The sequence below is a fragment of the Brevundimonas sp. ZS04 genome, from assembly GCF_001956865.1.
GTDB lineage: Bacteria > Pseudomonadota > Alphaproteobacteria > Caulobacterales > Caulobacteraceae > Brevundimonas > Brevundimonas diminuta.
Genome location: NZ_MTHE01000001.1, coordinates 592,176 through 618,972 on the forward strand (window position 1 = coordinate 592,176; position 26,797 = coordinate 618,972).

Consider the following 26,797-nt stretch of genomic DNA (forward strand, 5'->3'; position numbering starts at 1 on the left):
AGGGGAGAAGGGGAGAACTCAAATGACCCGTTTCACCTCCACCAACCCCGCCACCAGCGAAACCGTCTGGGAAGGCGAAGCCGCCACGACCGAACAGGTCGGCGCCGCCGTCGAGGCCGCCCGCGCCGCCTTCCCCGACTGGGCCGACCGTCCGCGCCAGGACCGCATTGACGCGGTGAAGCGCTATCAGGCCATCCTGAAAGACCGCGCCCCCGAAATGGCCGAGGCCATCAGTCGCGAGACTGGCAAGGCCCTGTGGGAGACCAAGACCGAACTGGCCTCGATGGCGGGCAAGGTCGATATCTCGATCCGCGCCTATGACGAGCGCACCGGCGAGCGCAGCAGCGACACCGCCTTCGGTCGCGCGACCCTGCGTCACCGCCCGCACGGCGTCTCGGCGGTGCTCGGCCCGTTCAACTTCCCCGGCCACCTGCCCAACGGCCACATCGTCCCGGCCCTGCTGGCGGGCGATACCGTCGTGTTCAAACCGTCCGAGGAAACGCCCCTGACCGGCCAGCTAATGGCCGAATGCCTGGACGCCGCCGACCTGCCCAAGGGCGTGTTCAACATGGTGCAAGGCGGGCGCGAGACCGGCGCGGCCCTGCTGGACCAGCCCATCGACGCCCTGATGTTCACCGGCTCGGGCGCGGCGGGCGCGCACTTCCGGCGCAAGTTCGCCGATGATCCGCACGTCATCCTGGCGCTGGAGCTGGGCGGCAATAACCCCCTGGTCGTCTGGGACGCCGCCGACGCCGAAGCCGTCGCGGGCATCGTGGTCCAGTCCGCCTTCGTCACCACCGGCCAGCGCTGCTCCTGCGCGCGCCGCCTGATCGTGCCGGAAGGCGCGCAGGGCGACGCCATCGTCGAGGCCGTGGCCGCCATGTCGGACCGCCTGAACTTCGCCCCGTGGGACAGCGACCCCGAACCCTACGCCGGGCCGCTGATCTCCGAGAAGGCCGCCGGCAACGCGCTGGCCGCCCTGCAACAGCGCATCGACGCGGGCGCGCGCGTGATCCGCGCCTCGGGTCCGGTCGACAACCTGCCGGGCGCCTTCGTCAAGCCTGCGATCATCGACGTCACCGGCGTCGCGGTCGAGGATGAGGAGATGTTCGCTCCCTTCCTCCAGGTCATCCGCGTCCCGACCTTCGACGCCGCCATCGCCGCCGCCAACGCCACCAAATACGGCCTGTCCGCCGGTCTGGTCAGCGACGATGCGAAGCACTGGGACCGCTTCATCAACCGCATCCGCGCGGGCGTGGTGAACTTCAACCGCCCGACCACGGGCGCGGCGGGCGACATGCCCTTCGGCGGCCTGGGCGCCAGCGGCAACCACCGCCCCAGCGCCTATTACGCCGCCGACTACTGCGCCTATCCGGTCGCCAGCTTCGAGGCGGGATCGGTCAAGAACATCGAAAACGAGATCAAGGGCTTGCGCGCATGACTTCTGCTGTCGAGGCCAATGCCGACGGCCTGATCGGGCCGACCCACTCCTACGCCGGGCTGTCGCCGGGCAATCTGGCGTCCAGCCTGAACAAGGGCGAGGCGTCGAACCCCCGCGCGGCCGTGCTGCAGGGCCTCGACAAGATGAAGACCCTGGCCGACCTGGGCCTGCCCCAGTTCGTCCTGCCTCCGCATGAGCGGCCGAACATCCCCTTCCTGCGCGACCTCGGCTTCTCGGGCTCCGACGCTCAAGTGCTGGAGCGCGCATGGAAGGACGCGCCCTCCTTCGCCGCCGCCGCCTGTTCGGCCTCGCCCATGTGGGCCGCCAACGCCGCGACGGTGACGCCCAGCGCCGACGCACGTGACGGCCGGGTCCACTTCACCCCCGCCAATCTGATCACCAACCTGCACCGCAGCCTTGAGCACGATCAGACGAAGCGCGCGCTGGACGCCCTCTTCCCCGACGCCAGCCGTTTCGCCGTCCACGACGCCCTGCCCTCGGTCGCCCATCTGGCGGACGAAGGGGCGGCCAACCACGTCCGCCTATGCCGCGATCACGGCGAGGCGGGCGTCAATCTGATGGTCTGGGGCCGCGAGGCCTGGGAGCATTGGGACGGTCCCTACCCCGCCCGCCAGACGCGCGAGGCGTCCGAGGCGATCATGCGCCGCCACGAAGCGTCCGGCGCCGTCCTGGCGCGTCAGGGCAAGGCCGCCATCGCCGGCGGCACCTTCCACAACGACGTGGTCTGCGTCGGGGCCCTGGACACCCTTTTCTTCCATGAGCTGGCCTTCGAGGACACGGACGCGACCAAGGCCGCCATCCGCGCCGCCGCCGACGGGTTCGAGCCGCAGTTCGTCGAGGTCTCGGCCGCCGACCTGCCGCTGGCCGACGCCATCAGCTCCTATCTGTTCAACTCCATGCTGATCCGGGTTCCGGGGCAGGACCGCCTGACCCTGATCTGCCCGACCGAGACGCGCGACAACCCGCGCAGCCATGCGGTCGCGCAAGGGCTCGCCGCCTCCAACGGCCCGATCGGCCATGTCGAATACGTCGACGTGCGCCAGTCGATGCGCAACGGCGGCGGCCCGGCCTGCCTGCGCCTGCGCGTCGTCCTGACCGAGGCCGAGCTGGCGGCGACCAATCCGGCCATGCGCCTGACCGACGCCCTTCACGCCCGCCTGTCGGACTGGGGCCGTCGCTGGTATCGCGACAGCCTGACGGCGCACGACCTGGCCGATCCCGCCCTGCTGGACGAGACGCGCGGCGCGCTGGACGAGCTGACGCAGATCCTGAACCTCGGCGGCGGCTTCTATCCGTTCCAGCGGATCTGACCCTCAGACAGGACCATCGGCCGCAGCCCTCGTCACGCTGCGGTCAAGCCGCCGTCATCGGACCGTAATGCACCGCTCGTAAGCACGGCGCATGATCGCTTCACGCCGCGCCTTCATGGCCTCCGCCGCCGCCCTCGCCCTGTCGGGCTACGCCAAACGCGCCCACGCCGTCGCCGCCGAACCGGGCGGCTTCGTCGACGGCCCCTCTCGCAACGAGGTGTTCGGCTACGGCCCGATGAAGGCCGACCCCTACGGCCTGCTGGACCTGCCCGAGGGCTTCTCCTACCGCGTGGCGTCCCAGGCGGGCGAGACCATGGCCGACGGCCTGCTGACCCCCGACAAGTTCGACGGCATGGGCTGTTTCGGGCTGGATGAGGACCGGGTGATCCTGGTCCGCAACCACGAGGTCAATCCGCTGGAGTTCAACGCCAGCGCCTGGGGCGCCAATCACCGACTGGTCGGCGATCTGGACCGCGCCCGCGTCTACGGCGTCTATCCCGATGAGAACGGCGCGGTCGCTCCGCTGGGCGGCGGCACCACCACCGTCGTCTACAACCTCAGGACCGGCCGCACCGAGCGCCAGCACCTCAGCCTGGGCGGCACGGCGGTCAACTGCGCCGGGGGCGTCACCCCCTGGGGCTCGTGGCTGAGCTGCGAAGAGATCGTCGCCGGGACCAAGGACGGCCTGCCTCAGGACCACGGCTGGGTGTTCGAGGTGCCGTCGCGCGCCACCGGCCTGGTCGATCCGACCCCGATCCGCGCCATGGGCCGCTTCAAGCACGAGGCCGCCTGCATCGATCCGCGCACCGGCGTCGTCTACATGACCGAGGACACGGCCGAGAGCCTCTTCTACCGCTACCTGCCGACCGACCCGCGCCGTCTGCAGGCGGGCGGCCGCCTTCAGGCCCTGGCGCTGGTCGATCAGGCGCGCGGCGACACCCGCAACTGGAACGACGTCCTGTGGCGCCAGGGCCAGCGCCTGGCCGTGCGCTGGGTCGACCTGGATCATGTCGAAAGCCCCGACGGCGACCTGTCCCTGCGCGGCCACGCCTCGGGCGCGGCCCTGTTCGCGCGCGGCGAAGGCGTCCACTGGGCGGGCGATCACCTCTACTTCACCTGCACCTCCGGCGGCGTCGGCCGCCACGGCCAGATCATGCGCTACGTCCCCAGCCCGCGCGAGGGCCAATCGGACGAGGCCAGCCAGCCGGGCGTGCTGGAGCTGTTCGTCGAGGCGGGCGACCGCGCCGTGCTGGACTATGTCGACAACATCGCCATCGCCCCGAACGGCCACGTCATCGGCTGCGAAGACAAGCAGGTCGGCACCCAGCATGTAAAGGGCGTCACCCCCGACGGCCGCGTCTACGCCATCGCCCGCAACGCCATGCGCCACGACGCCGATGAATCGAACACCGAGTTCGCCGGCGTCTGCTGGGCGCCGGACGGCCGGACCATGTTCGTGAACCTGTATTCCCCCGGCATGACGCTGGCCGTCACCGGCCCGTGGGAGCGATTCAGGGCCTGAGGCCCTTCCCCCATACCGTCCCCCTCGGGCCTGTCCCGAGGGGGACGGACAGAGGGCTGTCAGCGCACCCTCGCCGTCCAACCGCAGAGAATTTCCGGCGTCGGCGCGCGTAGACCCGCGCTTTCACACTGTCGCCTGCGCCCATGCGATGATCTCTCCCCCGCGCCGCCGCAGAGGAGAGGTTCAGACGATTCAGACGAATTGGACTCTGTTTTTTCTTCCTCCCCTTCATGGGGAGGGAGAAGATGCGCCGCCTTATGCCGCGAACCGCCCGCCCTTGGCGGCGTAGGCCTGGGTGCCGTGCGTGAACACCTTGTCGGTCGGCAGCACGGCCTCGATCGGCAGAGCCTCGGCGCCTTGCAGACGGTCGTAGATCGGGCCGAAGTCCTGAAGCGTCTCTCGCTTCAGCTGTTCGATGCTGTCGATGACGAAATAGACCTGCTGGAAGTCGTCGATCCGATAGAGGGTCTTCATCACCCGCTCCAGGTCGAAGCCCAGACGGTTCGGCGAGGGGTCTTCCAGGCTGAAGACGCTCTCGGTCGCCGACGACACGATGCCCGCGCCATAGATGCGAAGCTCGCCCGCTTCCTGCATCAGGCCGAACTCGACCGTGTACCAGTAGAGGCGCGCCAGGTTCGGCAGCATGCCCAGCGACGCCGCCCGCTGCCCGCCCTTGCCGTAGGCCTCCATATAGGAGGCGAAGTCGGGGTCGGTCAGCATCGGCACATGGCCGAACACATCGTGGAAGATGTCCGGCTCCTGCAGGTAGTCCAGTTGGTCCGGCTTGCGGATGAACTGGCCCGAGACGAAGCGGCGGTTGGCCAGGTGATCGAAGAAGACCTCGTCCGGCACCAGCCCCGGCACGCAGACCACGGTCCAGCCGGTCAGGGCCTGAAGCTTGGGGTTGATGACCTCGAAGTCGGGAATGCCGCCTGCGTTCAGGTCCAACGCGTCCAGGCCGCGCAGGAAGGCCTCGCTGGCGCGACCCGGCAGGATCTTCATCTGCCGCTCGTACAGGGTGTTCCAGGTCTGATGCTCGACCTCGGTATAGGCCGACCAGTTCTGAGGGATGGTCCAGTCGGCGGCGGCGCCTTCCGGCGGCTGCTCGAAAACGTGCTCGAAGTCGGACATGGGGACGCTCCTCACGGCTCTGATGGCCTTTCGGGGCAGATTAGCGCGCGTTTTCGTCCACGTCACGCACGGCTGTTGCAGCGCTTTCGTGGCGCGGCGCGGCGCAAAAGAAAACGGGCCGGAGGTTTCCCTCCGACCCGCTTCGCTTTGAAAGCTGTCTCTGGCGAACCAGAGGCCAGTTCCGAAATCTTACTTGATTTCGACCTTGGCGCCGGCTTCTTCCAGCTTCTTCTTCAGCTCTTCAGCAGCTTGCTTCGAGACGTTCTCGACGACCGGCTGCGGAGCGCCTTCGACCAGGTCCTTGGCTTCCTTCAGACCCAGGTCGGTGCGGACGCCGCGGACTTCCTTGATGACGTTGATCTTCTTGTCGCCGCCGTCAACCAGGACAACGGTGAACTCGGTTTGCTCTTCGCCAGCCGGAGCGGCTTCAGCAGCGCCGGCGACGGCGGCGACGGCGACCGGAGCGGCGGCCGAAACGCCCCACTTCTCTTCCAGCAGCTTCGACAGTTCAGCGGCTTCCAGGACGGTCAGAGCCGACAGTTCTTCAACGATTTTGGCGAGATCAGCCATTTTAGTCTTCCTTCGGTAGGATGAGGTTCAGAGAGATATGCAGAGATGACGGGGCTTAGGCGGCGTCTTTGGTCGCGTACGCGTTGAAGACGCGCGCCAGTTGGCCGGCCGGCGCCTGCAGGACGCCAGCGACCTTGGTCGCCGGGGCTTGCAGCAGGCCGATGAGCTTGCCGCGCAGTTGGTCCAGCGACGGCAGCTTGGACAGGGCCTCGACGCCCTTGGCGTCCAGAACCTTGTCGCCCATGAAACCGCCCTGGATGACGAACTTGTCGTTGCCCTTGGCGAATTCGGCCGTGACCTTGGCGGCAGTGACGGGATCGGCGGCGTATGCGATGCCCACGGGGCCCTTGAACAGGCTGTGGTACTCGCTGCCTTCCTCGACGCCCAGCGCCTTGAGCGCCAGACGGTTCTTCACCACCTTGAACGCGCCGCCTTCTTTACGAAGGCGACCACGCAGGTCTTCCATCTCCACAACGGTCAGACCCAGGTTGTGGGTCACGACCACGGCGCCCGCGTCGGCGAACACGCTCTTCAGCGATTCGATCGACTCGGCTTTTTGTGCGCGGTCCATTGTGGTCTCCAGTTTTGGTATTCGCCGCCGGGCTTATTCCCGACGACGGATTTGGCTTAAGCGCCATGCATCGCTGCACAGCGTTCAGGCCGGTCTTATTGTCCGAAGGAAGCGTAGCCCGCCCGCCGGATGCCGGCAGGCAAAAGGTCTTTGCATCCCCATCTCCCCACGGCGCCAGAGGGCTCTCTGGACGTTTACGACGCGGGCGACCCCCGCATCCCGAAGTTCTCGGACAGGCATCGTCAGAACCGAGGCCCTGACGAGATGCGGGCTCTATACACGGCCCGGCGAGAAAATCAACGCTTGGTGGGCTTGGCTCCGCCCGCCGCCTGTCGGGTCATGGCCTCACAGTCAAAGGCGCCGCAAAACTTGGTCATCAAATCTTGCAGATAGGCCATCTGGAAGCCCTGCATGGCCTGGTTCAAGGCGCCGCCCATCTCCATCTGCTTGGCGGCGATCGCGCGCCCCTGCGGCGTGTCGTAGAAGCCGACCAAAGCCTCCAGTTCAGCCTCGGTGAAGCGCGTCTGGATGTCGTCGCTCAAGCTCTGGATCAGTCCATCCATATGAGGCCGCAGGATGATGACGGTATTGGCGCGGAACCACTCCAACTGTTCGGCCGGCATCTCGTCGGCCATGCCCGTGAGTTCATCGCTGACCAGTTGCTGTACGAGCTTGTCGATACCGCCCGTGGTCAACTCCAGATAGCGACGGGTCAAGGCCGCGCGATTGTCCGGAGCCTGCACAGAGGCCTTGGCCTGTTCCTCGAGCGACGCATGAGCATGGACGGGCGCCGCAAAGGTCGCTCCCGTCACGACAAGGGTGAAACAGACAGCGGACAGAACGGGCGACACCGGATTCTCCATAGCGAGGCCACACCCATAACGAACGCCGTTCGTCATTGAAAGCGCGCGCCCTACTCCGTCCCGCGCCCCGGATCGAAGTCGCGGATCAGTTCGGCCAGTTCGTCCTCGTCCACCACTGCGGCGGCGTCTTCGGTCGACATCCAGCGGCGCTCGCGCTGGGCGTCTTCGGGCCAGGCGCCCAGCTGGATGAAGACCTCCAGCGGATAGACGCTGGCGATGGTGGCCTGGACCCGCCCGGACTTCAGCCGCTTGCCGTATCGGAACCAGCCGATCGGCGCGCCCATGACGTCGCCCTGGACGCCCGCCTCTTCATAGGCCTCGATCACGGCGGCCTCGGCGTCGGTCTTGCCGGCCATGCGGTTGCCCTTGGGGATGACCCAGCGCCGCGTCTCGCGCGAGGTGATCATCATGATCTCCACGCCGTTCGAGCCATGCCGCCAAGGCAAGGCCGCGATCTGGCGCGTTTCCGAAGACAAGGTGCGGGGCTTGCTGGACATCAGGTCAGGAACAGCCCGCCCAGGACGTAGAACAGGGCGCCGATGGCCGCGGCGGCCGGCATGGTGATGAACCAGGCGGTGACGATGCTGCGCGCCACGCTCCAGCGTACGGCCGAAACGCGCTTGGCCGCGCCCACGCCGACGATGGCGCCGGTGATGGTATGGGTGGTCGACACCGGAATGCCCATGCTGGTCGCCGCGAACAGGGTGATGGCCCCGCCCGTCTCAGCGCAGAAACCCTGCTGGGGGCTAAGCCGCGTAATGCGCGATCCCATGGTGTGAACGATCTTCCAGCCGCCGAACAGGGTGCCCAGGGCGATGGCCGCCTGACAGGTGATGACCACCCAGAAGGGCACGTGAAACTCGCCGCCCAGCATGCCGCGCGAATAGAGCAGGATGGCGATGATCCCCATCGTCTTCTGGGCGTCATTGCCCCCGTGGCCCAGGGAATAGGCCGAGGCCGACACGAACTGCAAACCTCGAAAGACCCGGTCGGCGAAGTTGGGATTGGCCTTGGCGAACAGCCAGGACACGATCAGCACCAGCAGCAGGGCCAGCAGGAAGCCGATGGCCGGCGACATGAAGATGGCGCCCACCGTCTTCAGCACCCCGGCGATGACCACGGCGCTGGCCCCCGCCTTGGCGATGCCCGCTCCCAGCAGGCCGCCGATCAGAGCGTGCGAACTGGACGACGGGATCCCGCCCAGCCAGGTGATGACGTTCCAGCTGATGGCCCCCATCAGGGCGCCGAAGATCACCTGATCCGAGATCACGTCCGGCGAGATGATGCCCCGCCCGATGGTGTCGGCGACGTGCAGGCCGAAGAACAGGAAGGCGATGAAGTTGAAAAAGGCCGCCCACCCCACCGCATAGATCGGCGGCAGGACGCGCGTGGCGACGATGGTGGCGATCGAGTTGGCGGCGTCGTGCAGGCCGTTCAGAAAATCGAACAGCAGGGCGACGCCGATCAGGAAGACCAGGATCAGGAGGGCGTGATCCATGGCGCCCTACAGGTGCTCGACCAAGACGCCGTTGATGCGATTGGCCACGTCCTCGAAGCGATCGATCACCTTCTCCAGGTGATCCAGCAGCTGGCTGCCGATGATGAAGCCCAGGGTGTTGCCGCCCGTCATGTCGTGACGGTGCGCCTCATAAAGCGCCTTCATGCCCGCATCATAGAGGTCGTCGCTGCGGGCTTCCAGGTTGGTGATCTGCTCCGTCAGGATCGCCAGCCGCTCATGGTTCTTGCGCATCGCCGGCAGCAGGCCGAAGGCCTCCTGCGTCAGGGCCGCGCATTCGACCGCGATGTCGGCCAACTCCTGCATCTTGGGCGAGAAATCGCGCATCTCGTACAGGGTGACGATCTTGGCCGCCTTCTGCATCTGGTCGATGGTGTCGTCCAGCGAGTTGGTCAGGCCGCGGATGTCCGAACGGTCAAACGGAGTGATGAAGCTGCGACGCACGGCGAACAGCACCTCGCGCGCGATCTCGTCGGCTTCTTCCTCGTGGGCGACCACCTTGGCGCACCATTCCCCGGTCTCGGGTCCGCCGTTCATCATCTGACGCAGGGCGCCCGCGCCATGAACCAGCGACTGAGCGTGGGCGTCGAACAGCCGGAAGAAGTTGTCTTCCTTCGGCAACAGCGCCTGGAACCAGTTGAGCATGGGTCGTCTCCGCAAGGCCGCCTCGCGCATACCGAGGACCGAGCCGGCGCCCCAAGTCCCGGCTTCCGGCCTCTTCGTCAAGTCATCCGCATACGGATTCTCGGATTTCTCCCCCAGCCATTGACGCCGTTCCAGCCGAGGCGCATGAAGAAAATGTCATCTTTGTGTTCAAATAGCGCCTGAAAATGTCACGACCTACCCTGCGGAGCAGGAGCGCCTGCTTGTCGAAGCTGGCCAGGCTCTAGCGCGTCGCGACCCCCAGTCCGCCTTGCGGTTGCTGGATCAGGCGGATCAGTTCGGTAAAACGCACAACGCCATCCTGAACCGCGCCGTCGCCCTGCGCCTTATGGGGGACTACCACGCCTCCCTTCGTGTTCTGGACGACGCGCTCGACATACGGCCCTACGACTTCATGGCGCTGCTGGCCAAGGGCGCCATGCTGGAGAAGGTCAACCAGACCAAGGCGGCGGTCGAAGTCTATCGCAACGCCCCGAAGATCGCCCCGCCGCGCGCCTCCTGCCCGCCCGGCGTCGTCAGCCAGATGGACTACGCCAGCAACCTGATCGACCGACACGCCAAGGCGCTGGCCGAGTTCATGAAAGATCGCATCGCGCCGCTGAAGACCGACCTGGGCGAAGCCAGCCGGGATCGCTTTGAAGAAGGCCTGGAGATCTACGCCGGTCTGAAACAGCCGCCCAAGCAACAGCCGCTCCTGCTCAACTATCCGCGTCTGCCGGTCATCCCCTTCTATGACCGCACCCTGTTTCCCTGGCTGGCGCAGTTGGAAGAGGCGACCCCTGTTATCCAGGCCGAACTGGCGACCCTGCTCGAAACCGCCTTCGACGAGTTTTCGCCCTACATCGCCTATTCCAAGGGCGCGCCGGTCAATCAGTGGGGCGAACTGAACCACTCGCGCAAATGGAGCTCCCTCTTCCTATGGAAGGACGGCCGCCGCCAAGATGAAGTCTGCGCCCGCGCGCCTCAGACCGCCGCCTTGCTGGAAAGCCTGCCCATGGCGGATCAGGACGGTTTCGCGCCCACCGCCATGTTCTCGGCGCTTCAGCCGAAGACGCATATTCCGCCGCACACCGGCTCCTCGAACGTGCGCCTGCTGACGCACCTGCCGCTGGTCCTGCCGGGACCGGCGCGCTTCCGCGTGGGCAATACAGTGCGCGAATGGGAGATGGGCCGCGCCTGGGTCTTTGACGACACCATCGAGCATGAAGCGTGGAATGAGGCGGAGGCCATGCGCGTCATCCTGATCTTCGACGTCTGGAACCCTTACCTCGACGACGGCGAGAAACGGCTGATCACCGAGATGATGAAGGCGCAGCGAGAGTTCACGGGAGGCTGAATCCCCGACTGGCCTCTCAAGCCCGCCCAACAGAAAACGGCCCCGGAAGATCGCTCTTCCGGGACCGTCGTCATTCTTAGCCGTGAAGCCGGATCAGGCGCCCAGCGAAGCCGGGTCGATCTTGAAGCCCGGGCCCATCGTCGAGGACAGGGCGATGCGCTTCACATAGGTGCCCTTGGCGCCCGACGGCTTGGCGCGGACGAGGGCGTCCACGATGGCCTTGACGTTGGCTTCCAGGGCGTCCTGGGTGAAGGAGGCCTTGCCGATGCCGGCGTGGACGATGCCCGCCTTCTCGACGCGGAACTCGACGGCGCCGCCCTTGGCGTCCTTGACGGCCTGAGCGACGTTCGGGGTCACGGTGCCGACCTTCGGGTTCGGCATCAGGCCGCGCGGGCCCAGCACCTTACCCAGACGACCGACCAGGGCCATCATGTCCGGCGACGCGATCACGCGGTCGAAGTCCATGAAACCGCCGGCGATCTTCTCGTACAGGTCTTCAGCGCCGACGTGCTCGGCGCCGGCCGCCTTGGCTTCATCAGCCTTGGCGTCCTTGGCGAAGACGGCGACGCGGACGTCACGGCCGGTGCCCGAGGGCAGGTTCACCACGCCGCGGACCTGTTGGTCGGCGTGACGCGGGTCGACGCCCAGGTTGATGGCGATTTCGATCGACTCGTCGAACTTGGCCTTGGCGTTGTCTTTCACCAGCTTAATGGCGTCCGAGAAGGCCAGCAGGTCTTCGGTGACGCCCGTGCGGGCCTTATGGGCTTTGGTCAGCTTAGCCATGTCTTAGCCCTCCACCACTTGAATGCCGATGGCGCGGGCCGAGCCCTCGATGATGCGCGACGCGGCGTCCAGGTCGTTCGCGTTCAGGTCTTTCATCTTCTTCTCGGCGATTTCGCGCAGTTGCGTCTGCGTGATCTTGCCGGCGAACTCGCGGCCGACGAGCTTGGCGCCCGACTTGATGCCAGCGGCTTGCTTCAGATACCAGGTCGCCGGCGGCGTCTTGGTGATGAAGGTGAACGACTTGTCCTGATAGACGGTGATGACGGTCGGAAGCGGGGTGCCCTTGGCTTCCTTCTCGGTCCGCGCGTTGAACTCCTTGCAGAAGCCCATGATGTTCACGCCGCGCTGACCCAGAGCCGGGCCGATCGGGGGCGAAGGCGTGGCCGAACCGGCCGGCACTTGCAGCTTGATATAGCCGAGAATCTTCTTGGCCATTGGTCTCTCCTATGAATGACCCGGCGACGATGCGCCCGGCCGGTGAGCCGTGGTGCGGCATGGCTGCCTTCCACGGATTTGACGCCGGGCGACTCGAAGGCCGTCCAGCGAAGGCGCGCGTTTAGCAGGCAGACCCTGAAAACGCAAACGGGACCGCCCGAAGACGGTCCCGATCTCTGCGTGGCGTCAGCAGCCGATCAGGCGCTGACCTTCTCCACCTGATTGTACTCCAGTTCGACCGGGGTCGGGCGGCCGAAGATGGAGACGGCCACGCGCAGGCGGGCGTTCTCTTCGTCGACGCTTTCGACCTGACCGTCGAAGCTGGCGAACGGGCCGTCGATGACCTTGACGTTCTCGCCGATGTCGAAGCGGATGGTGGGCTTCGGACGCTCGACGCCCTCTTCCACCTGGCCGATGATGTTCTGAACTTCACGCTCCGACACCGGCAGGGGCTTGGTGCCGCCCGCGGCGCCCAGGAAGCCCGTGACCTTCGGCGTGTTCTTGACCAGGTGATAGGCCTCGTCGGTCATCTCCATCTTCACCAGCACATAGCCGGGGAAGAATTTGCGCTCGGCGTTGACCTTCTTGCCGCGGCGGATCTCGATGACGTCCTCGGTCGGAACCAGGATTTCAGAGAAGGCGTCTTCCAGGCCCTGTTGCTTGGCCTGGTCGCGCAGTTGCTCGGCGACCTTCTTCTCGAAGTTCGAATAGGCGTGGACGATGTACCACTTGTGGCGGGGATTGGCCGCCGGCTTGGGCGCTGCATCGGTCATGTGCGCGTCTCCTTTATTGGCCAAGGCTGAGGATGATGCGGGACGCGAAGCCGAGACCCGTGTCGACGATCCAGAAGAAGGCGGCCGCGATCAGCACCATGATGAAGACCATCACCGAGGTGATCCAGGTCTCCTTGCGGCTGGGCCACACGATTTTGCGGGCTTCAGCGCGAACTTCGCTGATGAACTGCGGAATGGACGTCTTCTTCTTCGGCGCGGGCGCGTCGACGGCCACGGTCGCTGCGCCTTGCGCGGCTGCTGCGGTCTTGGTCCCCGTGGTGCGGCGGCCGCCCGGGGTCTTCGCCTTGGCCATTTGACGTCTCTTCAACCTCTGGATCCTGCTGCTCCACATGGGAAGTCCCAGGCGATCACAACAGGGGGAATGGCAGGAGTGGAGGGACTCGAACCCCCGGCCCTCGGTTTTGGAGACCGATGCTCTACCAGCTGAGCTACACTCCTAGTGTCCCGGACAAAGATCAGCGCGCCGTGGATAACCACCCAGCGGCGCGACCCTCGCCAGAGGGGGGCGTATGCCCGAGCCCCACGGTCATTTCAAGGGCCATCTGCGCCGCAGACGCGCGAAGTCGCGGATTTTCCTCAGAACAGACGCGCCACGGCGCTGGGCTCATAGCTCAGCCCTTTCACCAGGGCGTCGGAATCGCCGATCGAAAAGGTCTGGGCCCGGCTGCGGCCTTCCACCACCGCCACCGCCTCGATCTCTTCGGGAATCACCTTGACCACCGCCACGGCGTCGCCGCCGGGCGCCCAGGGGCTGAGGTCAGGCGAGCGGGCGATGATCAGGTCGTTCAGCCGCTTCACCTCGTCGCCGTCCGTAACCTCCTCGGCGCGGCCGTCGATGGAGACGCCGACCGCCTCCCCTTCCTCGCCCACGCCGCGCACGGCCACGCCGACGCGCGGGTCGGCGGTCATGTTCTTCAGTTTCTCGCTGTCGCGGGCGGTGACGAAATAGAGGTTCAGCCCGTCGTTCAGATAGCCCAGCGTCGCCGCTTGCGGCCGTCCGTCGGCCCGGTTCACGGCCAGGGTCATCAGCTTCTGGCTATCCAGCAGCTTCAGGATGGCGGCCACCGCGCCGCCGTGGATCGGGGTGATGCGCGAGGTCGAGCTCATGGCGTTTCTCCAGAAGATGACGAGGCAGATTGGCTGAACAGCTTCGACGCAGCCTTGACGCAGATCAAGGCGACTGGACGCCGCTTCGGTTCCAATGCCCCTATGACAGAGTCCCGCTTCGCGTCCGATGCGCCTCGCTTGGAGGTGGCCCCCCTCAGCGAAGCCGAGGCGCCGGCCGCCTTCGCCCTGGCGCGGTTGTGGCGGCCCAATCTGGAGCCGGCGCAGTGGGACGCCTTCCTGTCCGCCTGGCGCGCCGCGCCGGAAAGCCGGGGCATCCTCAGCGCCCGCAATCAGCGCGGCGGGGTGCTGGGCTTCGTCAGTTGGTGGCGCCAGCCCGATCTGGAGTACGGCGAGACCCTGTGGGCCGGTCCCTTCGTGGTGCGCGAAATGGGGGTGCGGCCCCTGGTGCGGCAGAGCCTGGCCGTCGAACTGACCGCCCTGGCCTGTCAGTTGGGCGCTCGGCTACGCTACGCGGAGGAAGCCGCCGCACCGGACTGCGCCGCCGAACTGACGGCTAGGACAGGCTGACCTATTCGGAATCGGCCGCTTATCGCCTAGACTGCCGCGCTATCCGGGAGACGACGTTCGTGAACACCGCTGCGGCCCAGGCCGAAATCGAAGAGGTGCGTCTGGAAGACGTCCATCCGTGCTCCACCTGCGGCGCCCGCCCGCTGGGCGTCTGCGCGGACCTGAAGGGCCATGAATTGCAGAGCATGGCCTGCGCCAGCGAAAGCGTCGCCGCCCAGCCCGGCCAGGCCCTGTTCCACGAGGGCGACCCGAACCCCTATGTCTTCAACGTCGTAGACGGCGCGGTGAAGCTGTATCGCCTGCTGCCCGACGGACGACGCCAGATCACCGGCTTCCTGTTCCAGGGCGACTTCCTGGGCCTGGGCGGACGCGGTCCGTCCAGTTTCACGGCCGAGGCTTTGACGCCGCTGAACGCCTGCCGTTTCCGGCGTGGCGACTTCGATCAACTGCTGAACGCCCTGCCCGCGCTGGAGCACCGCCTGGTGGCCCTGGCCGGGGACGAACTGATGGCTGCGCAGGAGCAGATCGTGCTGCTGGGCCGCAAGACCGCGCGCGAGCGGCTGGCCAGCTTCCTGACCCGCCTGTCCGAGCGACAGGTGCAGCTGGGCGGCGCCGTGGGCCACGTCCACCTGCCGATGACGCGGCTGGACATCGCCGACTATCTGGGCCTGACAATCGAGACGGTCAGCCGGGTCTTCACCCAGTTCAAGACCTCGGGCCTGATCCAGCTGCTGCCGGGCAATGACGTCGCCCTGCCCGATCCGGCCGCCCTCAAGGCCCTGGGCGAAGGCGCCGCCTGATCTCATTTCAGAAAAAAGGTGAAGGGGACGCGGCCTGACGTTCCGCGCCCCTCCCTGCATCGGCTTTAGAACTTGCGGCCGACGCCCACCGACACGACCCAGGGATCCAGGCTGACGCTGCTCTTCAGCGCGCCGCCGTTGATCTTGGCGTCCGTGTCGAACCACACCTTCTTGGCGTCCAGGTTCAGCGTCCACGGGCCGGAGAGGTTCCAGTCCGCCCCGGCCTGAAGCGCGACGCCGAAGCCGTCGTCCAGATCGACCTCGAAGCCGTTCTTATCCTTGCCGCTGAAGAAGGCCATGTAGCTGACCCCCGCCCCGACATAGGGGCTGACCGTCGCGTTCGGCGTCGGTCGGTATTGCAGCGTCACAACCGGCGGCAGCACCCAGGTCTCATGCACGGCCACGTCGGTCGCGCCGCCCTTGGCCCGGACTTCGTGCTGAGTCGCGCCCAGGATGGCCTCGACGGCCCAGTGGTCGGCGACGAAATAGGTGAAGCCCAGCGTCGGCATCCAGTCATCGCCGACATCGACCTTCAGGCCGCTGTCGGCCCCGGCGGCGGTGACGATGGCGTCATCGGCCTGCGGCAGGACGCCCGTCATGCGGGCCGTGACGATCAACGAGCCCTTGCCTACCTGTTCAGGCGCGGCGTTCTGGGCCGAGGCGGCGCCCGCGACGGCCAGCAGGCTAACGGAAGCGATCAATGCGGCGGCGGTTTTCATTAGTTTAATCCCCGACATTCGCCGGATCGAAAAACGCCCGGCTTCGATGTCTTGCCGATCATGCGCCTGCAACCGCCGCACAGCCTTGATCCATCGCAAGCCATGGATATTTCTTCGGTTTCGGCCAAGAAAAATCCCCTCCGACAAGCGCCGAAGGGGATCTTTCAGTCGGCATCAGCGGCCGAAGCGTCAGGGCTCTGAATGGCCCTCGTCTCCGGCGTCCGACAGTTGGAACTCATGCCACAGGCCGTTCAGCACCCCGAAGAGCACCGCAAGGCCCAGGCCAAGGATCCAGGCGAAATACCACATGGAATGATCTCCTTTCGCGGGATCAGTAGAGGTCGGGGTTGCTGCGCAGCGCCTGGGTCGTGGAACGACCCCACAGCACCTTGTAGACCCAGGCCGTGTAGAGAAGGATCAGCGGCAGGAAGATCAGCGTCACCAGCAGCATGATGAACAGCGTCAAGTGGCTGGACGATGCGTTCCACACCGTCAGGCTAGACTGCGGGTCGATCGTGCTGGGCAGGATGAAGGGGAACATCGACAGGCCGACGGTCGAGATGACGCCCACCGCCGACAGCGACGAACCGCCGAAGGCCAGGGGCTCGCTGCGCCGCCACAGGCCCAGGACCGCCGCCGCCGCGCCGAGGAAACCGAGCGCCGGAGCGATCATCATCCACGGATAGCGGCCGTAGTTGTCCATCCAGGCGCCGGAGACCGCCTCGACCGTGGTGCGCAGCGGGTTGGACGGGCCGTTGACGTCCAGGGCGCCGGTGATGCGGAAGCCCATGTCGCCATAGGCCACCATCAGGCCGCCGATCGCGAACAGGGCGATGCTCAGCACGCCGGCGACGGTGCCGATCATGCGTGCGCGGTCGGCCACGGGCCCGCGTTCGGCCTTCAGCCCCAGCCAGGCGGCGCCGTGCAACACCAACATGGCCACGGACAGCAGACCCGCGATCAGAGTGAACGGCGTGAACAGGCCCAGCAGCGAACCGTCATAGAAGGCGCGCAGTTCGCTGGTCAGGCGGAAGGGCGCGCCCAGCAGGACGTTGCCCATGGCCACGCCGAACACCAGCGCCGGCACAAAGCCGCCGATGAACAGCGCCCAGTCCCACATCGAGCGCCACTTCGCTTCGGGCCGCTTGGAGCGATACTTGAACGCGACCGGGCGCAGTATGAGCGCCGACAGCACCAGGAACATCGCCAGATAGAAGCCGGAGAAGCTGACGGCGTAGACGAAGGGCCAGGCGGCGAAGATCGCGCCGCCGCCCAGGATGAACCACACCTGGTTGCCTTCCCAGGTGGCGCCGACGGTGTTGATCACCATGCGGCGCTCTTCGTCCGTCTTGGCGACGAAGGGCAGAAGGGCGCCGACGCCCAGGTCGAATCCGTCCGTCAGGGCGAAGGCGATCAGCAGAATGCCGACCAGTCCCCACCAGATCAGGCGAAGCGTGGCGAAGTCGAGAGGAAGTTCCATCTTCGATTATCCTTGATCTGAAGCGTCAGGCCACGGCCGGTTCGGCGTCTGCCGCCGACTCGTCCTGGGCTTCCTGTTCGTGGAAGGGGCCCTTCTTGATGGCCTTGAGGATCAGGCCCACTTCAATCACGGCCAGGGCGCCGTAAAGCACGGTGAAGCCGATGATCGTCGTCCACAACTGCGTCACCGTCAGGCTGGATGCGCCCAGGAAGGTCGGCAGGACGCCTTCCACGGCCCAGGGCTGGCGGCCGACCTCGGCCAGAATCCAGCCGAACTCGATCGCGATCCACGGCAGCGGAATGGCCAGAACGGCCAGACGCAGGAACCACCGGGTTTCGTGCTTGCGCAGGGTGCACAGAATGAAGGCCGTGGCGAACAGGCCGATCATCAGGAAACCGATCCCCGCCATGACGCGGAAGGTCCAGAACATCACCGGCACGTTCGGCACCGTGCTCCAGGCCGCCAGTTGGATCTGTTCGGGCGTGGCCAGACGCGGATCCTCGACATAGCGTCTCAGCAGCAGACCGTGGCCCAGGTCGTTGCGGACCGTCTCGAACTGGCCGCGCGCAGCCATGTCGGTCGGATCAGCCTTGATCTTCTCCAGGGCGTCATAGGCCACGACGCCGCGCTCGATGCGGTCCTCGGCGATAGCCACCAGGTTCAGAATGCCTTCGACGGGCTTGTCGACGCTGCGCGTGGCGATCAGACCCAGAACATAGGGAATCTTCACCTCATAGTGGGTCTTGCGATCTTCCAGGCTGGGGAAGCCGATGGCCGTCAGGCCCGCCGGGGCCTCTTCGGTGTGCCACATGGCCTCCAGAGCAGCGAGCTTCATCTTCTGGTTGTCGGTCAGGGCGTAGCCCGACTCATCGCCCAGAACCACGACCGACAGCGACGAGGCCAGACCGAAGGCTGCGGCCACCGTCATCGACCGCTTGGCGAAGCCCTTGTGCTTGCCCTTCAGCAGATAGAAGGCCGACACGCCCAGCACGAAGACCGAGGCGCAGACATAACCGGCCGAAACGGTATGGACGAACTTGGCCTGGGCCACCGGGTTGAACAGCACGGCCATGAAGTCCGTGACCTCCATACGCATGGTGTCCGGATTGAAGGCCGCGCCGACCGGGTTCTGCATCCAGCCGTTCGCGATCAGGATCCACAGGGCCGACAGGTTGGTGCCCAACGCCGTCAGGAAGGTGACGAACAGGTGAGTCACCGGCTTCAGCTTGTCCCAGCCGAAGAACATGAGGCCCACGAAGGTCGCTTCCAGGAAGAAGGCCATCAGGCCCTCGATCGCCAGCGGCGCCCCGAAGATGTCCCCGACGTAGTGCGAGTAGTAGCTCCAGTTCATGCCGAACTGGAACTCCATGGTGATGCCGGTGGCGACGCCCAGCACGAAGTTAATGCCGAACAGCGTGGCCCAGAAGCGGGTGATCGTCCGCCAGATGGGCCTGCGGGTCATCACATAGATGCTCTCCATGATGACCAGCATGAAGGAGAGGCCCAATGTGAGGGGCACGAATAGAAAGTGGTATAGCGCCGTCAGTGCGAACTGAAGGCGTGACAGGTCTACGACCGCCAGGTCGATCATGGGTTCAGGCTCCTGACCGCCAGCCCCCATCGACCGGCGTTCTACTATAACCTAAAGTCGCACCGTTTGGCGCGCCTTGATCCTGATCAAAGCTGGCGACAGCGACTTGAACTAGAGGGCGTTTCGCCCAAAGACCTTTCGCCCCATAGGCTTTTTGCCCCATCCTCTATCGTGGCCGGTTGCATTGGATGAAGCCGGATCAGGCCCACATTCCCAGAATGGCGCACCAGGAGACGTGATGACGGCCCAGCCGGTCGACCCTCAACAGGCGGATTCGCGACGAATCGCAGAGACGACGGCGCCTGCGGCTTGGTTGAAATCCGCCCTGTCGCCCTGGCGTCGCCTGATGAGCCTGGGCGGCGCCCTGGTGATCGCGGACACGGTTCCCGCCATCGGCTTCGCCGCCGGACTGGCCCTGGCCGTCGGCGCCCTGCCGCAGGGTCTGGCCGAAGCCGTTCCCGGCCTGATTCTGGCGACGGTCGCCCTGATCGCGCGCGCCGCGCTCAACCAGGGCGCGGTCTTCGTCAACACCCGCGCCGCCCGCGCCGCCAAGAACGGCCTGCGACGTCACGCGCTGAAAGGCGCCTTGAGCGGCCGCCTGTCGGACGCCGCCGCCATGACCGCCGCCGCCGAGGGCGTAGAGGCCCTGGACGGCCACGTCGCCCGCTTCGCCCCCGCCCGAACGGCGGCGGCCGTCTCCCCCCTGATCCTGATCCTGGCGGCGGGGATCGTCAGCCCCTTCACCGCCGGCATCCTGATCTTCACCCTGCTGCCCTTCGTGCTGGGCATGGCCCTGACCGGCATGGCGGCCGGCGCCGAGAGCCGCCGTCAGTTCCAGGCGCTGGAACGGCTGTCGGGCCTGTTCCTGGACCGGGTGCGCGCCCTGCCCGCCATCCTGTCCTTCCAGGCCGAAGCCCAACAGACCCGCGTCATCGCCCGCGCCTCGGACGACCTGGCCCGCCGCACCGGCAAGGTGTTGAAGGTCGCCTTCCTGTCCTCGGCGGTGCTGGAGTTCTTCTCAGCCCTGGCTGTAGCCCTGGTCGCCGTCTACTGCGGCTTCAACCTGCTGAAGCTGCTGCCCTTCCCAGCGCCGGACGAACTGAGCCTGACGCAGGCCTTCTTCGTCCTGGCCCTGGCGCCCGAAGTCTATCAGCCCATGCGCCGTCTCGCCGCCGCCTATCACGACCGTCAGGCCGCCGAGTCCGCCGTCCCCAGCCTCAGCCGCCTGGATCAAACTGACGAGACGCCCCGCGCCCGTCCCTCCCCGCCCGTCGCAGCGCCCGCCGTACGTTTCAAGGACGTGGCGATCGCTTATGACGGCGCGCCGGTCCTCAGCGGCTTCGATCTGACGGTCGCGCCCGGCTCCATCGTGGCCCTGACCGGCCTCAGCGGGGCGGGCAAGACCAGCCTGCTGAACCTCTTCCTGGGCCTGGCGCCCCTGTCAGGCGGCGAGGTCGAAGTCGGCGACGCGCGCCTGTCGGACCATCCCGACCTGGCCGCCTGGATCGCCTGGGCCGGTCAGGCCCCGGTCGTGATCCGCGGAACCCTGGCCGAGAACATCGCCCTGGCCCGGCGCGGGGCTACGCCCGAAGAGATCGAACAGGCCGCCCGCAAGGCGGGGCTCGACGGCGCGCTGGACCGCCGGATCGACGAGCGCGGCGGCGGCCTGTCGGGCGGCGAGCGGCGGCGTCTGGGCCTGGCCCGCGCCTTTCTCAAGCCCTCGCCCCTGCTTTTGCTGGACGAGCCGACCGCCAATCTGGACGCCGCGGCCGAGGCCGCCCTGCTGCCGCTCATCCGCGAAGCGGCGCGCGGGCGCACGACCCTGATCGCGACCCATTCCGACGCCGTGGCCGAACTGGCCGATATGGTGGTGCGCCTGTGAAGCCTCAGTCCTCTCCCGGCGTCGCTCGCCTCAAGGCCATGATCCGCGCCCAGGAGCGCGCCCAGTTTCCGCGCCTGCTGGCCGCTTCGGTCACGGGGGCGCTGGTCTCGGCCGGGGCCGTGGCCCTGCTGGGGGTGTCAGGCTGGTTCATCACCGCATCCGCCCTGGCCGGCGCCGTCGGACCGGCCGCGGCCCAGGCGTTCAACTATCTGGTGCCCAGCGCGGTCATCCGCTTTCTGGCCATCGTGCGCACCGCGTCCCGCTATGGCGAGCGCGTCACCGGACACGAGGCGGCGCTGAAGGCGCTAGCCGCCCTGCGCCCCCAGCTGTTCGACGGCCTGGCGCGCGGCCCCGCGACCCGCGCCCTGTCGCTGGCGGGCGGCGAAGCCTCGGCCCGTCTGGTGCAGGACGTCGACGCCGTTCAGGACCGTTTCGTGCGCCTGTCCGCCCCGTGGAGCGCGGGCGCAGGCCTGTTGACCGGCATGGTGATGGCCTCGCTGGCCGGATGGCGGGCGGCCGTTGCGGTGGCGCTGGCCGCCGTAGTCAGCGTGGCGCTGGGCGTCCTCATGGGCCGTCGTCTGGCCGAACCTGCGGGCCGCCGCTTGCAGGAGGCCATGGGCGACTTCAAGACCGACTTCGCCGCCATGGCCGCCGCCGCGCCTGAGCTTCAGGCCTATGGCATGAAGGACTGGGCCGTGGACCGCCTGGCCCGTCAGGGCGGCGCCGTCGAGGCCGCCGCAGAGGCCCTGGCCCGCGCCGGAGGCTGGCTGATGGCGGGCCAGACCCTGGCCATGGCGCTAGGCGTCACGGGCGCGGCGCTGGCCGCAGGCGCCGCCCCTCCCGCCCTGACGGCGCTGGCCATGCTGGCCGCCGTCGCCACGATCGAGAGCGCGGGCAATCTGCTCAACGCCCTGCGCCAGAACGGCGCCGTCGCGGTCGCCGTCCAGCGTCTGGGCGAACTGTTGGATGGGGAAGCGCCCGTCGCGGCGCCTGCCGCCGCAGCGCCGACGCTTCGCCTGTCATCCGCCGATCTGCGTCTCACGCCGCCTCAACGCCTGGCCGTCGTGGGCCGCTCAGGCGCGGGCAAGACCACCCTGATCGAGCGGATGATGCATCTGCGCGCGCCCATTCCAGGCGAGGTCGCCTTCGCCGATATGGACGGCGCCGCCCTGTCCCCGGATGCGGTGCGGCCGCTGTTCGCCTATGCGCCGCAGCAGGCGGTGCTGATGGCCGGAACGGTGCGCGAGAACCTGCGCCTAGCCGCCCCCACGGCGGATGACGACCAGCTCTGGGCCGTGCTCGAAGACGCCGGACTGGCTGATCGCATCCGCGCCGCGCCCGGCGGCCTGGACGCGCCTCTGGGCGAAAACGGCGCACGGCTGTCAGGCGGCGAGCGGCGGCGCCTGGGCCTGGCCCGCGCCTATCTGCGCCCCGCCCCCTGGCTGGTGCTGGACGAGCCGACCGAAGGCCTGGACGCCGCCACTGAAGCCAAGGTGCTGGACCGGCTGTCGCAACGCCTCCAACGCACGGGCCAGGGCCTGATCCTGGTCAGCCACCGCTCGGCCCCCCTGACCCTTTGCGATCAGGCTCTGACGGTCAGCGGCATTAGCCAGAACGGCCATATCCAGGCCGACGTCGGACCGCTTCGGGCCGCCGCCTGATCTGCGAGACCTTTGATCTCCATCAAGGCGAAGAGGGCCGAGATAGGCTCTGCTGTCGGCATAGGAGAACTGTCATGCCTTCAGAAATCGTCGCCCCCGTCGCCGCCATGGGCGCCTTCTTCCTCACCTTCATGGCCGCCATGGCCTATGGCGTGATCAGCAGCAACCTGGCCGACCGCAAGGCGCGCTGACCATGACGCTGCACCATATCCGGCTGGAGTTGGCCCGCGAGGCCGATGCGCCGCACGGCGATCCGCGCGACGGCTATGATCTGGTCATGACGCTGGACCAGCAATCACGGCTGGACGCGGCGGCTCTGCTCGCTGCGCCTGAGCGCACGCGCGTCCGCCGTTTCCGCGACGGCGAAACCCTGGCGGTCGGCCAACTGTCTCAGGGCGCCGACGGCCGTTGGGTGCTGGACTTCCCCGGCGAAGAGTCCGACGCCGTCGGCTTCCGCCTCGAAAGCGAACGCTTCGTGCCGGGGGAATACGTCTCCCTGGCCGAGCCGGGCGGCCCCATGCGCCCCTATCGGGTCGCCTTGGTCCAGCCGCTGGATCGCGACTGAACCGTCATGATCGACGCCGCCTGGATCAGGCGGCGTCGTCTTCCTGTCCGTGAATCACGGGGCGGAACAACAGCTTGTCGATGCGTCGATCGTCCATGTCGATGACCTCGACCTCGAAACGCCCCAGTTGCAGGACGTCGCCCTCGTTCGGCACCCGCGACAGATGGTGCAGCACCAGGCCCGCCACCGTGTGGAAGCCTTCATGCTCGCCGAAGTCCTCGCCCAGGGCCTCGCCCAGTTCATCCAGATCGATCTGACCGTCGACAGCCCAGGTGCCGTCAGCGCGCTTGCGCACGGCCGTCTCGGCCTCGTCATGGCTCTCGTTGAAATCGCCGGCGATCATCTCCAGCAGATCCGTCGCCGTGACCACGCCTTCGAAGGCGCCGTATTCATCGACCACGAAGGCCATGTGAACCTTGGAGCCCTTCAGGATCTCCAGCGCCTTCAGCACCGAGGTCGACTGCGGAATGAAGGCCGGCTCGGCCACCAGCTTCTCGACGTTGAACTCGCCGTTGTCGAGCAAGCTGTCCAGCAGATCCTTCTTGTGGACCACCCCCAACGGATTATCGATGTCGTTGTCGCGCGCCACGACGATGCGCGAATAGGGGCAGGTGCGGATTTCCTCGCGCAGCACCTCTTCCGAATCGTCCAGGGCGATCCAATAGACCTCGTGACGCGGCGTCATGGCCACGCGCACGGCCCGGTCGCCCAGGCGCAGGATCTCTTCGATCATCTCCTGCTCTTCCGGCTCGATCAGGCCCGCAGAAGTGCCCTCGGCCAGGATGCTCTCCACCTCTTCCTGGGTGACGTCCGAGCCGTCGCGGTCCTTGACGCCCAACAGTTTGAGGATGCCCGAGGTCGAGGCCGTCAGCAGCAGCACGAACGGCTTCATCACCAGGGCCAGGGTCGAGATCGGACCCGCCATCTTCGATGCGATGGTCTCCGGGAAGATCAGGGCCAGCCGCTTGGGCACCAGTTCGCCGACGATCAGCGAGACATAGGTGATCAGCACCACGACCACGCCGGTGGCGATAATCTGCGAATAGGGGGCCAGGGCCGGCAGGTTCGCCGTCAGGATGTCATCCAGCTCGCCTGCGATGGCGGCCTGACCGTAGGCGCCCGCCAGAATGCCGATCAGGGTGATGCCCACCTGAACCGCCGAAAGGAACTGGGTCGGCTCCTCGGCCAGCTTCAACGCGGCGCGGGCGCCGCGGTCGCCTCGTTCGGCGCGGCTCTGAAGCTTGGATTTGCGGGAGGACACGACCGCGAGTTCGGTCATGGCGAAAAGGCCGTTCAGCACCACAAGCAGCAGCACGACGACGATAGCGATGGTCAACATCGAAAAGGGAGAAGCCCTGACGCGGCGCGACTAACGGCGTCCGCGCAGCCGATAGTAAAGGCGAAGCCTCGTCTGCGCCAGCACTGTTGTCGAAACTGCGGCGTTCAGCCCGTTCGAGCCGCTTCGACGCCGCCGTAGAAGCCCGTATCGGCGTCACCTTGCCTCATATGCCCGGCGGCGCAAGCGCTGAGCCCGATCACCAGACCAATCATCAAGCCCAGACGCGCGGCGCGTTTCATCGTGGTTAACCGATCATTGACGACCGCTTCTGAACGCCGAGCCGTGCGGCCCGGTTCCTGCGGTCAGGCGGCCGAAAGAACCGGCTCGCCCGACCATTCAGCGGCGGCGGCGGCGCCCTGCTTCATCCCCTGCAACAGGATGTCCAGGGTGACAGGCTTGGATACCAGATGATCGGCGCCCGCCTGCACCGCCTTCAGATGGTGAACTTCGGTCGTATTGGCCGTCAGCATGACGATAGGCGTGCGTGCGGCGCCCAGTCGCGCTTCGTCGGCGCGGATGCGGCGCATGGCGTCCAGCCCGTCCATGACCGGCATCTGCATGTCCATCAACACCATGTCGAAATGTTCCTGCTGGAAACGCCGCACGCCTTCCAGACCATTGTCGGCGGTGACGATCTCGAAGCCCAACGGCTCCAGCAGGCAGCGCACGACCATCTGATTGGCCGGGTTGTCCTCGACCGCCAGGACGCGAATCTGCGCGCCCTCATCCGACGCATGCGCCGCTTCAACCGATGTCGCCACCGGTTCGGCCACGACCGCCGCCACACGCTCGACGGGCAGGACCACACGGAACAGACTGCCCTCGCCCAGCGCCGACTCTGCGGCAATCTCTCCGCCCATCAACTCGGCCAACGACTTGCAGATGGACAGGCCCAGACCTGTACCGCCGAACTGGCGCGATATGGCGTCATCGGCCTGAACGAAGGGATCAAACAGGCGTCGCGCCGCTTCGGCGTCAAAGCCCATGCCCGTGTCCTCGACCTCAATAATCAGATGTTCCCGGTTGTCCTCGGCGCGCACGTCGACACGAACGGATACACGCCCCTCAGCCGTGAATTTCACCGCATTGGACACCAGGTTGGAGACGATCTGGGTGATGCGGACGCCGTCGCCGATCACCTGCCCCTGCGCGCTCGGCGCAAACGCCACGTCCAGCGTCAGCCCCTTGTCTTCAGCGACCGCGCGGCGCATCTCGACGACGGCCTCGATGTCGGTTCTGAGATCAAACGGCGTCAGCGACAGGCTGAACTGACCCGCCTGCATCTTCGACAGGTCCAGCATGTCGTCCAGCACGCGACGCAGGGCGTCCCCTGCTCCGGTGATCAACTTCAGCATCTCGGTCTGGCGCGACGTCAACGTCGTGTGCGCCAGGGCCGAGGCCAGGCCCAGCACGGCGTTCAGCGGGGTGCGCACCTCATGGCTGATGTTGGCGAAGAAACGGTCCCGCACCTCGGCGGCCTGTCGCGCCTCGGCCTGCGCCAGTTCCAGGGCCTTGAGCGCGCGGACGTGGTCCGACACCTCAAAGCGGATGGCGGTGTAGGTCTCGGGCCGCCCGTCAGACCCCAGGTTCGGCACGATGGTCGTATCGACCCAATAAGGCTCGCCCGACTTGGTGCGGTTCTGGATGGTGCCGCGCCACACCTCGCCCCCCGCGATGGTGCGATACAGATTGCGGAAATAGTCGCGCGGGTGGACGCCCGAGTTCACCACCCTGTGCGTCTGACCGATCAGTTCCTCGCGCGAGTAGCCGCTGACCGCCTCGAACTTGTCATTGCAGTACAGAATACGGCCGGCGCGATCCGTGATCGCCACGATGGCGGCCTCGTCGAGCGCGGCGGAGAGGCCGGCGCGGCGGGGCCAGTCAACGTCAGTCATAGATGCTCCTTTCAGCGGCGCCTGATGGCCCGCGCCTGGCTGAGAAAAGCTTAACCGTCCCATTCGACCAAAGTCGGGCGCCCGCTCTGATTCAATGCATCGTCAGAAAGCAAAACGGCCCCCGGATTTCTCCGGGGGCCGCTCTGTTACGCTTACGCTACTCTTACTGTGCGGCTCGAAAGCCGCCCGTCGATATTACTCGACGATCTTGGCCCCGGCGGGAGCGAGCTCCCGCCTAGGCTTTAGTCTCGCGTGGCGAGGATCGTCGATTACT

26 protein-coding genes, 1 tRNA gene and 1 pseudogene are annotated in these 26,797 nt (G+C 66.8%); 9 read left to right on the plus strand and 19 right to left on the minus strand.

Annotation, left to right across the window (positions count from 1 at the left end; all coding sequences use genetic code 11):
* Nucleotides 1-13 precede the first annotated feature (13 nt).
* The 3 genes and pseudogenes from astD to BJP32_RS02900 form a co-directional block, all read left to right on the plus strand.
* Nucleotides 14-1,441 (plus strand): annotated as a pseudogene (gene astD, locus BJP32_RS02890) (succinylglutamate-semialdehyde dehydrogenase); the annotation flags it as partial.
* On the plus strand, nucleotides 1,438-2,772 hold the full coding sequence (gene astB / locus BJP32_RS02895; protein WP_003165474.1) for an N-succinylarginine dihydrolase: 1,335 nt from the start codon (nucleotides 1,438-1,440) through the stop codon (nucleotides 2,770-2,772). The pseudogene astD and the gene astB, both read left to right, overlap by 4 nt.
* A gap of 91 nt (nucleotides 2,773-2,863) precedes the next feature.
* Nucleotides 2,864-4,294 (plus strand): alkaline phosphatase PhoX, encoded by a 1,431-nt coding sequence (locus BJP32_RS02900; RefSeq protein ID WP_046654316.1) that lies wholly within the window; start codon nucleotides 2,864-2,866, stop codon nucleotides 4,292-4,294.
* Between the two features lie 255 nt (nucleotides 4,295-4,549).
* On the opposite strand, the gene phhA is transcribed toward BJP32_RS02900, so the two are convergent.
* The 7 genes from phhA to BJP32_RS02935 form a co-directional block, all read right to left on the minus strand.
* Nucleotides 4,550-5,425, minus strand: coding sequence for a phenylalanine 4-monooxygenase (phhA, locus tag BJP32_RS02905; RefSeq protein ID WP_046654317.1), 876 nt, complete (start codon nucleotides 5,423-5,425; stop codon nucleotides 4,550-4,552).
* Between the two features lie 189 nt (nucleotides 5,426-5,614).
* Nucleotides 5,615-5,995, minus strand: a complete 381-nt coding sequence (gene rplL / locus BJP32_RS02910; RefSeq protein WP_046654319.1) for a 50S ribosomal protein L7/L12 — start codon at nucleotides 5,993-5,995, stop codon at nucleotides 5,615-5,617.
* A 55-nt stretch (nucleotides 5,996-6,050) separates the two neighbouring features.
* The gene (rplJ, locus tag BJP32_RS02915; RefSeq protein ID WP_003165479.1) at nucleotides 6,051-6,566 is read right to left on the minus strand and encodes a 50S ribosomal protein L10; all 516 of its coding nucleotides are present in this window, start codon (nucleotides 6,564-6,566) and stop codon (nucleotides 6,051-6,053) included.
* Nucleotides 6,567-6,862: 296 nt separating this feature from the next.
* Nucleotides 6,863-7,417: a DUF2059 domain-containing protein gene (locus tag BJP32_RS02920; RefSeq protein ID WP_157683909.1), complete on the minus strand. Its 555-nt coding sequence runs from the start codon at nucleotides 7,415-7,417 to the stop codon at nucleotides 6,863-6,865.
* 62 nt (nucleotides 7,418-7,479) lie between these two features.
* Complete coding sequence (locus BJP32_RS02925; RefSeq protein WP_003165481.1) at nucleotides 7,480-7,926, minus strand: NUDIX hydrolase; 447 nt, start codon at nucleotides 7,924-7,926, stop codon at nucleotides 7,480-7,482.
* On the minus strand, nucleotides 7,926-8,927 hold the full coding sequence (locus BJP32_RS02930) for an inorganic phosphate transporter (RefSeq protein ID WP_046654322.1): 1,002 nt from the start codon (nucleotides 8,925-8,927) through the stop codon (nucleotides 7,926-7,928). The genes BJP32_RS02925 and BJP32_RS02930 overlap by 1 nt, the downstream gene beginning before the upstream one ends.
* Before the next feature lie 6 nt (nucleotides 8,928-8,933).
* A complete protein-coding gene (locus tag BJP32_RS02935) occupies nucleotides 8,934-9,590 on the minus strand; it encodes a DUF47 domain-containing protein (protein WP_046654324.1) in 657 nt (218 codons plus the stop codon).
* A 268-nt stretch (nucleotides 9,591-9,858) separates the two neighbouring features.
* Here BJP32_RS02935 and BJP32_RS02940 point away from each other — a divergent pair, with 268 nt between their 5' ends.
* Nucleotides 9,859-10,944, plus strand: coding sequence for an aspartyl/asparaginyl beta-hydroxylase domain-containing protein (locus tag BJP32_RS02940; RefSeq protein ID WP_233126683.1), 1,086 nt, complete (start codon nucleotides 9,859-9,861; stop codon nucleotides 10,942-10,944).
* A 93-nt stretch (nucleotides 10,945-11,037) separates the two neighbouring features.
* On the opposite strand, the gene rplA is transcribed toward BJP32_RS02940, so the two are convergent.
* From rplA to BJP32_RS02970, 6 genes are all read right to left on the minus strand, one after another.
* Nucleotides 11,038-11,727 (minus strand): 50S ribosomal protein L1, encoded by a 690-nt coding sequence (rplA, locus tag BJP32_RS02945; RefSeq protein WP_003165486.1) that lies wholly within the window; start codon nucleotides 11,725-11,727, stop codon nucleotides 11,038-11,040.
* Nucleotides 11,728-11,730: 3 nt separating this feature from the next.
* The gene (rplK, locus tag BJP32_RS02950) at nucleotides 11,731-12,162 is read right to left on the minus strand and encodes a 50S ribosomal protein L11 (RefSeq protein WP_003165488.1); all 432 of its coding nucleotides are present in this window, start codon (nucleotides 12,160-12,162) and stop codon (nucleotides 11,731-11,733) included.
* Nucleotides 12,163-12,359: 197 nt separating this feature from the next.
* Nucleotides 12,360-12,935 carry a transcription termination/antitermination protein NusG gene (gene nusG, locus BJP32_RS02955; RefSeq protein WP_003165489.1) on the minus strand — a complete coding sequence of 192 codons (576 nt, stop codon included), beginning with the start codon at nucleotides 12,933-12,935 and terminating at the stop codon, nucleotides 12,360-12,362.
* Nucleotides 12,936-12,948: 13 nt separating this feature from the next.
* Nucleotides 12,949-13,248 (minus strand): preprotein translocase subunit SecE, encoded by a 300-nt coding sequence (gene secE, locus BJP32_RS02960; RefSeq protein ID WP_003165490.1) that lies wholly within the window; start codon nucleotides 13,246-13,248, stop codon nucleotides 12,949-12,951.
* 70 nt (nucleotides 13,249-13,318) lie between these two features.
* Nucleotides 13,319-13,394 (minus strand) — tRNA-Trp (locus BJP32_RS02965).
* 138 nt (nucleotides 13,395-13,532) lie between these two features.
* Nucleotides 13,533-14,063, minus strand: a complete 531-nt coding sequence (locus tag BJP32_RS02970) for a pyridoxamine 5'-phosphate oxidase family protein (protein ID WP_003165491.1) — start codon at nucleotides 14,061-14,063, stop codon at nucleotides 13,533-13,535.
* Nucleotides 14,064-14,201: 138 nt separating this feature from the next.
* Between BJP32_RS02970 and BJP32_RS02975 the strand changes: the two genes are divergently transcribed.
* Together BJP32_RS02975 and BJP32_RS02980 are read left to right on the plus strand one after the other, a co-directional pair.
* A complete protein-coding gene (locus BJP32_RS02975) occupies nucleotides 14,202-14,591 on the plus strand; it encodes a hypothetical protein (RefSeq protein WP_143255403.1) in 390 nt (129 codons plus the stop codon).
* A 59-nt stretch (nucleotides 14,592-14,650) separates the two neighbouring features.
* On the plus strand, nucleotides 14,651-15,391 hold the full coding sequence (locus BJP32_RS02980) for a Crp/Fnr family transcriptional regulator (protein WP_003165494.1): 741 nt from the start codon (nucleotides 14,651-14,653) through the stop codon (nucleotides 15,389-15,391).
* 65 nt (nucleotides 15,392-15,456) lie between these two features.
* Here BJP32_RS02980 and BJP32_RS02985 read toward each other — a convergent pair whose 3' ends face one another.
* From BJP32_RS02985 to BJP32_RS03000, 4 genes are all read right to left on the minus strand, one after another.
* Entirely contained in the window at nucleotides 15,457-16,110 is a 654-nt protein-coding gene (locus tag BJP32_RS02985) for an OmpW family protein (protein WP_223851000.1), read from the minus strand.
* 189 nt (nucleotides 16,111-16,299) lie between these two features.
* Nucleotides 16,300-16,419, minus strand: a complete 120-nt coding sequence (gene cydX / locus BJP32_RS02990; protein ID WP_003165496.1) for a cytochrome bd-I oxidase subunit CydX — start codon at nucleotides 16,417-16,419, stop codon at nucleotides 16,300-16,302.
* Between the two features lie 22 nt (nucleotides 16,420-16,441).
* On the minus strand, nucleotides 16,442-17,590 hold the full coding sequence (gene cydB, locus BJP32_RS02995; RefSeq protein WP_076222763.1) for a cytochrome d ubiquinol oxidase subunit II: 1,149 nt from the start codon (nucleotides 17,588-17,590) through the stop codon (nucleotides 16,442-16,444).
* Between the two features lie 25 nt (nucleotides 17,591-17,615).
* A complete protein-coding gene (locus BJP32_RS03000; protein ID WP_076222822.1) occupies nucleotides 17,616-19,178 on the minus strand; it encodes a cytochrome ubiquinol oxidase subunit I in 1,563 nt (520 codons plus the stop codon).
* 241 nt (nucleotides 19,179-19,419) lie between these two features.
* On the opposite strand from BJP32_RS03000, the gene cydD reads away from it, so the two are divergent.
* The 3 genes from cydD to BJP32_RS03015 all read left to right on the plus strand — a co-directional run bounded on the left by cydD (nucleotide 19,420) and on the right by BJP32_RS03015 (nucleotide 23,289).
* Nucleotides 19,420-21,063, plus strand: coding sequence for a thiol reductant ABC exporter subunit CydD (gene cydD / locus BJP32_RS03005; protein WP_076222765.1), 1,644 nt, complete (start codon nucleotides 19,420-19,422; stop codon nucleotides 21,061-21,063).
* Complete coding sequence (locus BJP32_RS03010; protein ID WP_233126684.1) at nucleotides 21,060-22,724, plus strand: amino acid ABC transporter ATP-binding/permease protein; 1,665 nt, start codon at nucleotides 21,060-21,062, stop codon at nucleotides 22,722-22,724. Before cydD ends, BJP32_RS03010 begins: the two co-directional genes overlap by 4 nt.
* Nucleotides 22,725-22,917: 193 nt before the next feature.
* Nucleotides 22,918-23,289 carry a hypothetical protein gene (locus BJP32_RS03015; protein WP_003165501.1) on the plus strand — a complete coding sequence of 124 codons (372 nt, stop codon included), beginning with the start codon at nucleotides 22,918-22,920 and terminating at the stop codon, nucleotides 23,287-23,289.
* Nucleotides 23,290-23,314: 25 nt separating this feature from the next.
* On the opposite strand, the gene BJP32_RS03020 is transcribed toward BJP32_RS03015, so the two are convergent.
* Both BJP32_RS03020 and BJP32_RS03025 read right to left on the minus strand, forming a co-directional pair.
* The gene (locus tag BJP32_RS03020; RefSeq protein ID WP_198398681.1) at nucleotides 23,315-24,628 is read right to left on the minus strand and encodes a hemolysin family protein; all 1,314 of its coding nucleotides are present in this window, start codon (nucleotides 24,626-24,628) and stop codon (nucleotides 23,315-23,317) included.
* Nucleotides 24,629-24,930: 302 nt separating this feature from the next.
* On the minus strand, nucleotides 24,931-26,523 hold the full coding sequence (locus BJP32_RS03025) for a PAS domain-containing hybrid sensor histidine kinase/response regulator (protein ID WP_046654329.1): 1,593 nt from the start codon (nucleotides 26,521-26,523) through the stop codon (nucleotides 24,931-24,933).
* Nucleotides 26,524-26,797: the final 274 nt, after the last annotated feature.

What these genes read in the sequence shown, in the direction of transcription:
- astB (WP_003165474.1), top strand. Translation starts at nt 1,438, where the DNA reads ATGACTTCTGCTGTCGAGGCCAATGCCGACGGCCTGATCGGGCCGACC.
- BJP32_RS02900 (WP_046654316.1), top strand. Translation starts at nt 2,864, where the DNA reads ATGATCGCTTCACGCCGCGCCTTCATGGCCTCCGCCGCCGCCCTCGCC.
- phhA (WP_046654317.1), bottom strand. Translation starts at nt 5,425, where the DNA reads ATGTCCGACTTCGAGCACGTTTTCGAGCAGCCGCCGGAAGGCGCCGCC.
- rplL (WP_046654319.1), bottom strand. Translation starts at nt 5,995, where the DNA reads ATGGCTGATCTCGCCAAAATCGTTGAAGAACTGTCGGCTCTGACCGTC.
- rplJ (WP_003165479.1), bottom strand. Translation starts at nt 6,566, where the DNA reads ATGGACCGCGCACAAAAAGCCGAGTCGATCGAATCGCTGAAGAGCGTG.
- BJP32_RS02925 (WP_003165481.1), bottom strand. Translation starts at nt 7,926, where the DNA reads ATGTCCAGCAAGCCCCGCACCTTGTCTTCGGAAACGCGCCAGATCGCG.
- BJP32_RS02930 (WP_046654322.1), bottom strand. Translation starts at nt 8,927, where the DNA reads ATGGATCACGCCCTCCTGATCCTGGTCTTCCTGATCGGCGTCGCCCTG.
- BJP32_RS02935 (WP_046654324.1), bottom strand. Translation starts at nt 9,590, where the DNA reads ATGCTCAACTGGTTCCAGGCGCTGTTGCCGAAGGAAGACAACTTCTTC.
- rplA (WP_003165486.1), bottom strand. Translation starts at nt 11,727, where the DNA reads ATGGCTAAGCTGACCAAAGCCCATAAGGCCCGCACGGGCGTCACCGAA.
- rplK (WP_003165488.1), bottom strand. Translation starts at nt 12,162, where the DNA reads ATGGCCAAGAAGATTCTCGGCTATATCAAGCTGCAAGTGCCGGCCGGT.
- nusG (WP_003165489.1), bottom strand. Translation starts at nt 12,935, where the DNA reads ATGACCGATGCAGCGCCCAAGCCGGCGGCCAATCCCCGCCACAAGTGG.
- secE (WP_003165490.1), bottom strand. Translation starts at nt 13,248, where the DNA reads ATGGCCAAGGCGAAGACCCCGGGCGGCCGCCGCACCACGGGGACCAAG.
- BJP32_RS02970 (WP_003165491.1), bottom strand. Translation starts at nt 14,063, where the DNA reads ATGAGCTCGACCTCGCGCATCACCCCGATCCACGGCGGCGCGGTGGCC.
- BJP32_RS02985 (WP_223851000.1), bottom strand. Translation starts at nt 16,110, where the DNA reads ATGAAAACCGCCGCCGCATTGATCGCTTCCGTTAGCCTGCTGGCCGTC.
- cydX (WP_003165496.1), bottom strand. Translation starts at nt 16,419, where the DNA reads ATGTGGTATTTCGCCTGGATCCTTGGCCTGGGCCTTGCGGTGCTCTTC.
- cydB (WP_076222763.1), bottom strand. Translation starts at nt 17,590, where the DNA reads ATGGAACTTCCTCTCGACTTCGCCACGCTTCGCCTGATCTGGTGGGGA.
- cydD (WP_076222765.1), top strand. Translation starts at nt 19,420, where the DNA reads ATGACGGCCCAGCCGGTCGACCCTCAACAGGCGGATTCGCGACGAATC.
- BJP32_RS03015 (WP_003165501.1), top strand. Translation starts at nt 22,918, where the DNA reads ATGACGCTGCACCATATCCGGCTGGAGTTGGCCCGCGAGGCCGATGCG.
- BJP32_RS03020 (WP_198398681.1), bottom strand. Translation starts at nt 24,628, where the DNA reads ATGTTGACCATCGCTATCGTCGTCGTGCTGCTGCTTGTGGTGCTGAAC.
- BJP32_RS03025 (WP_046654329.1), bottom strand. Translation starts at nt 26,523, where the DNA reads ATGACTGACGTTGACTGGCCCCGCCGCGCCGGCCTCTCCGCCGCGCTC.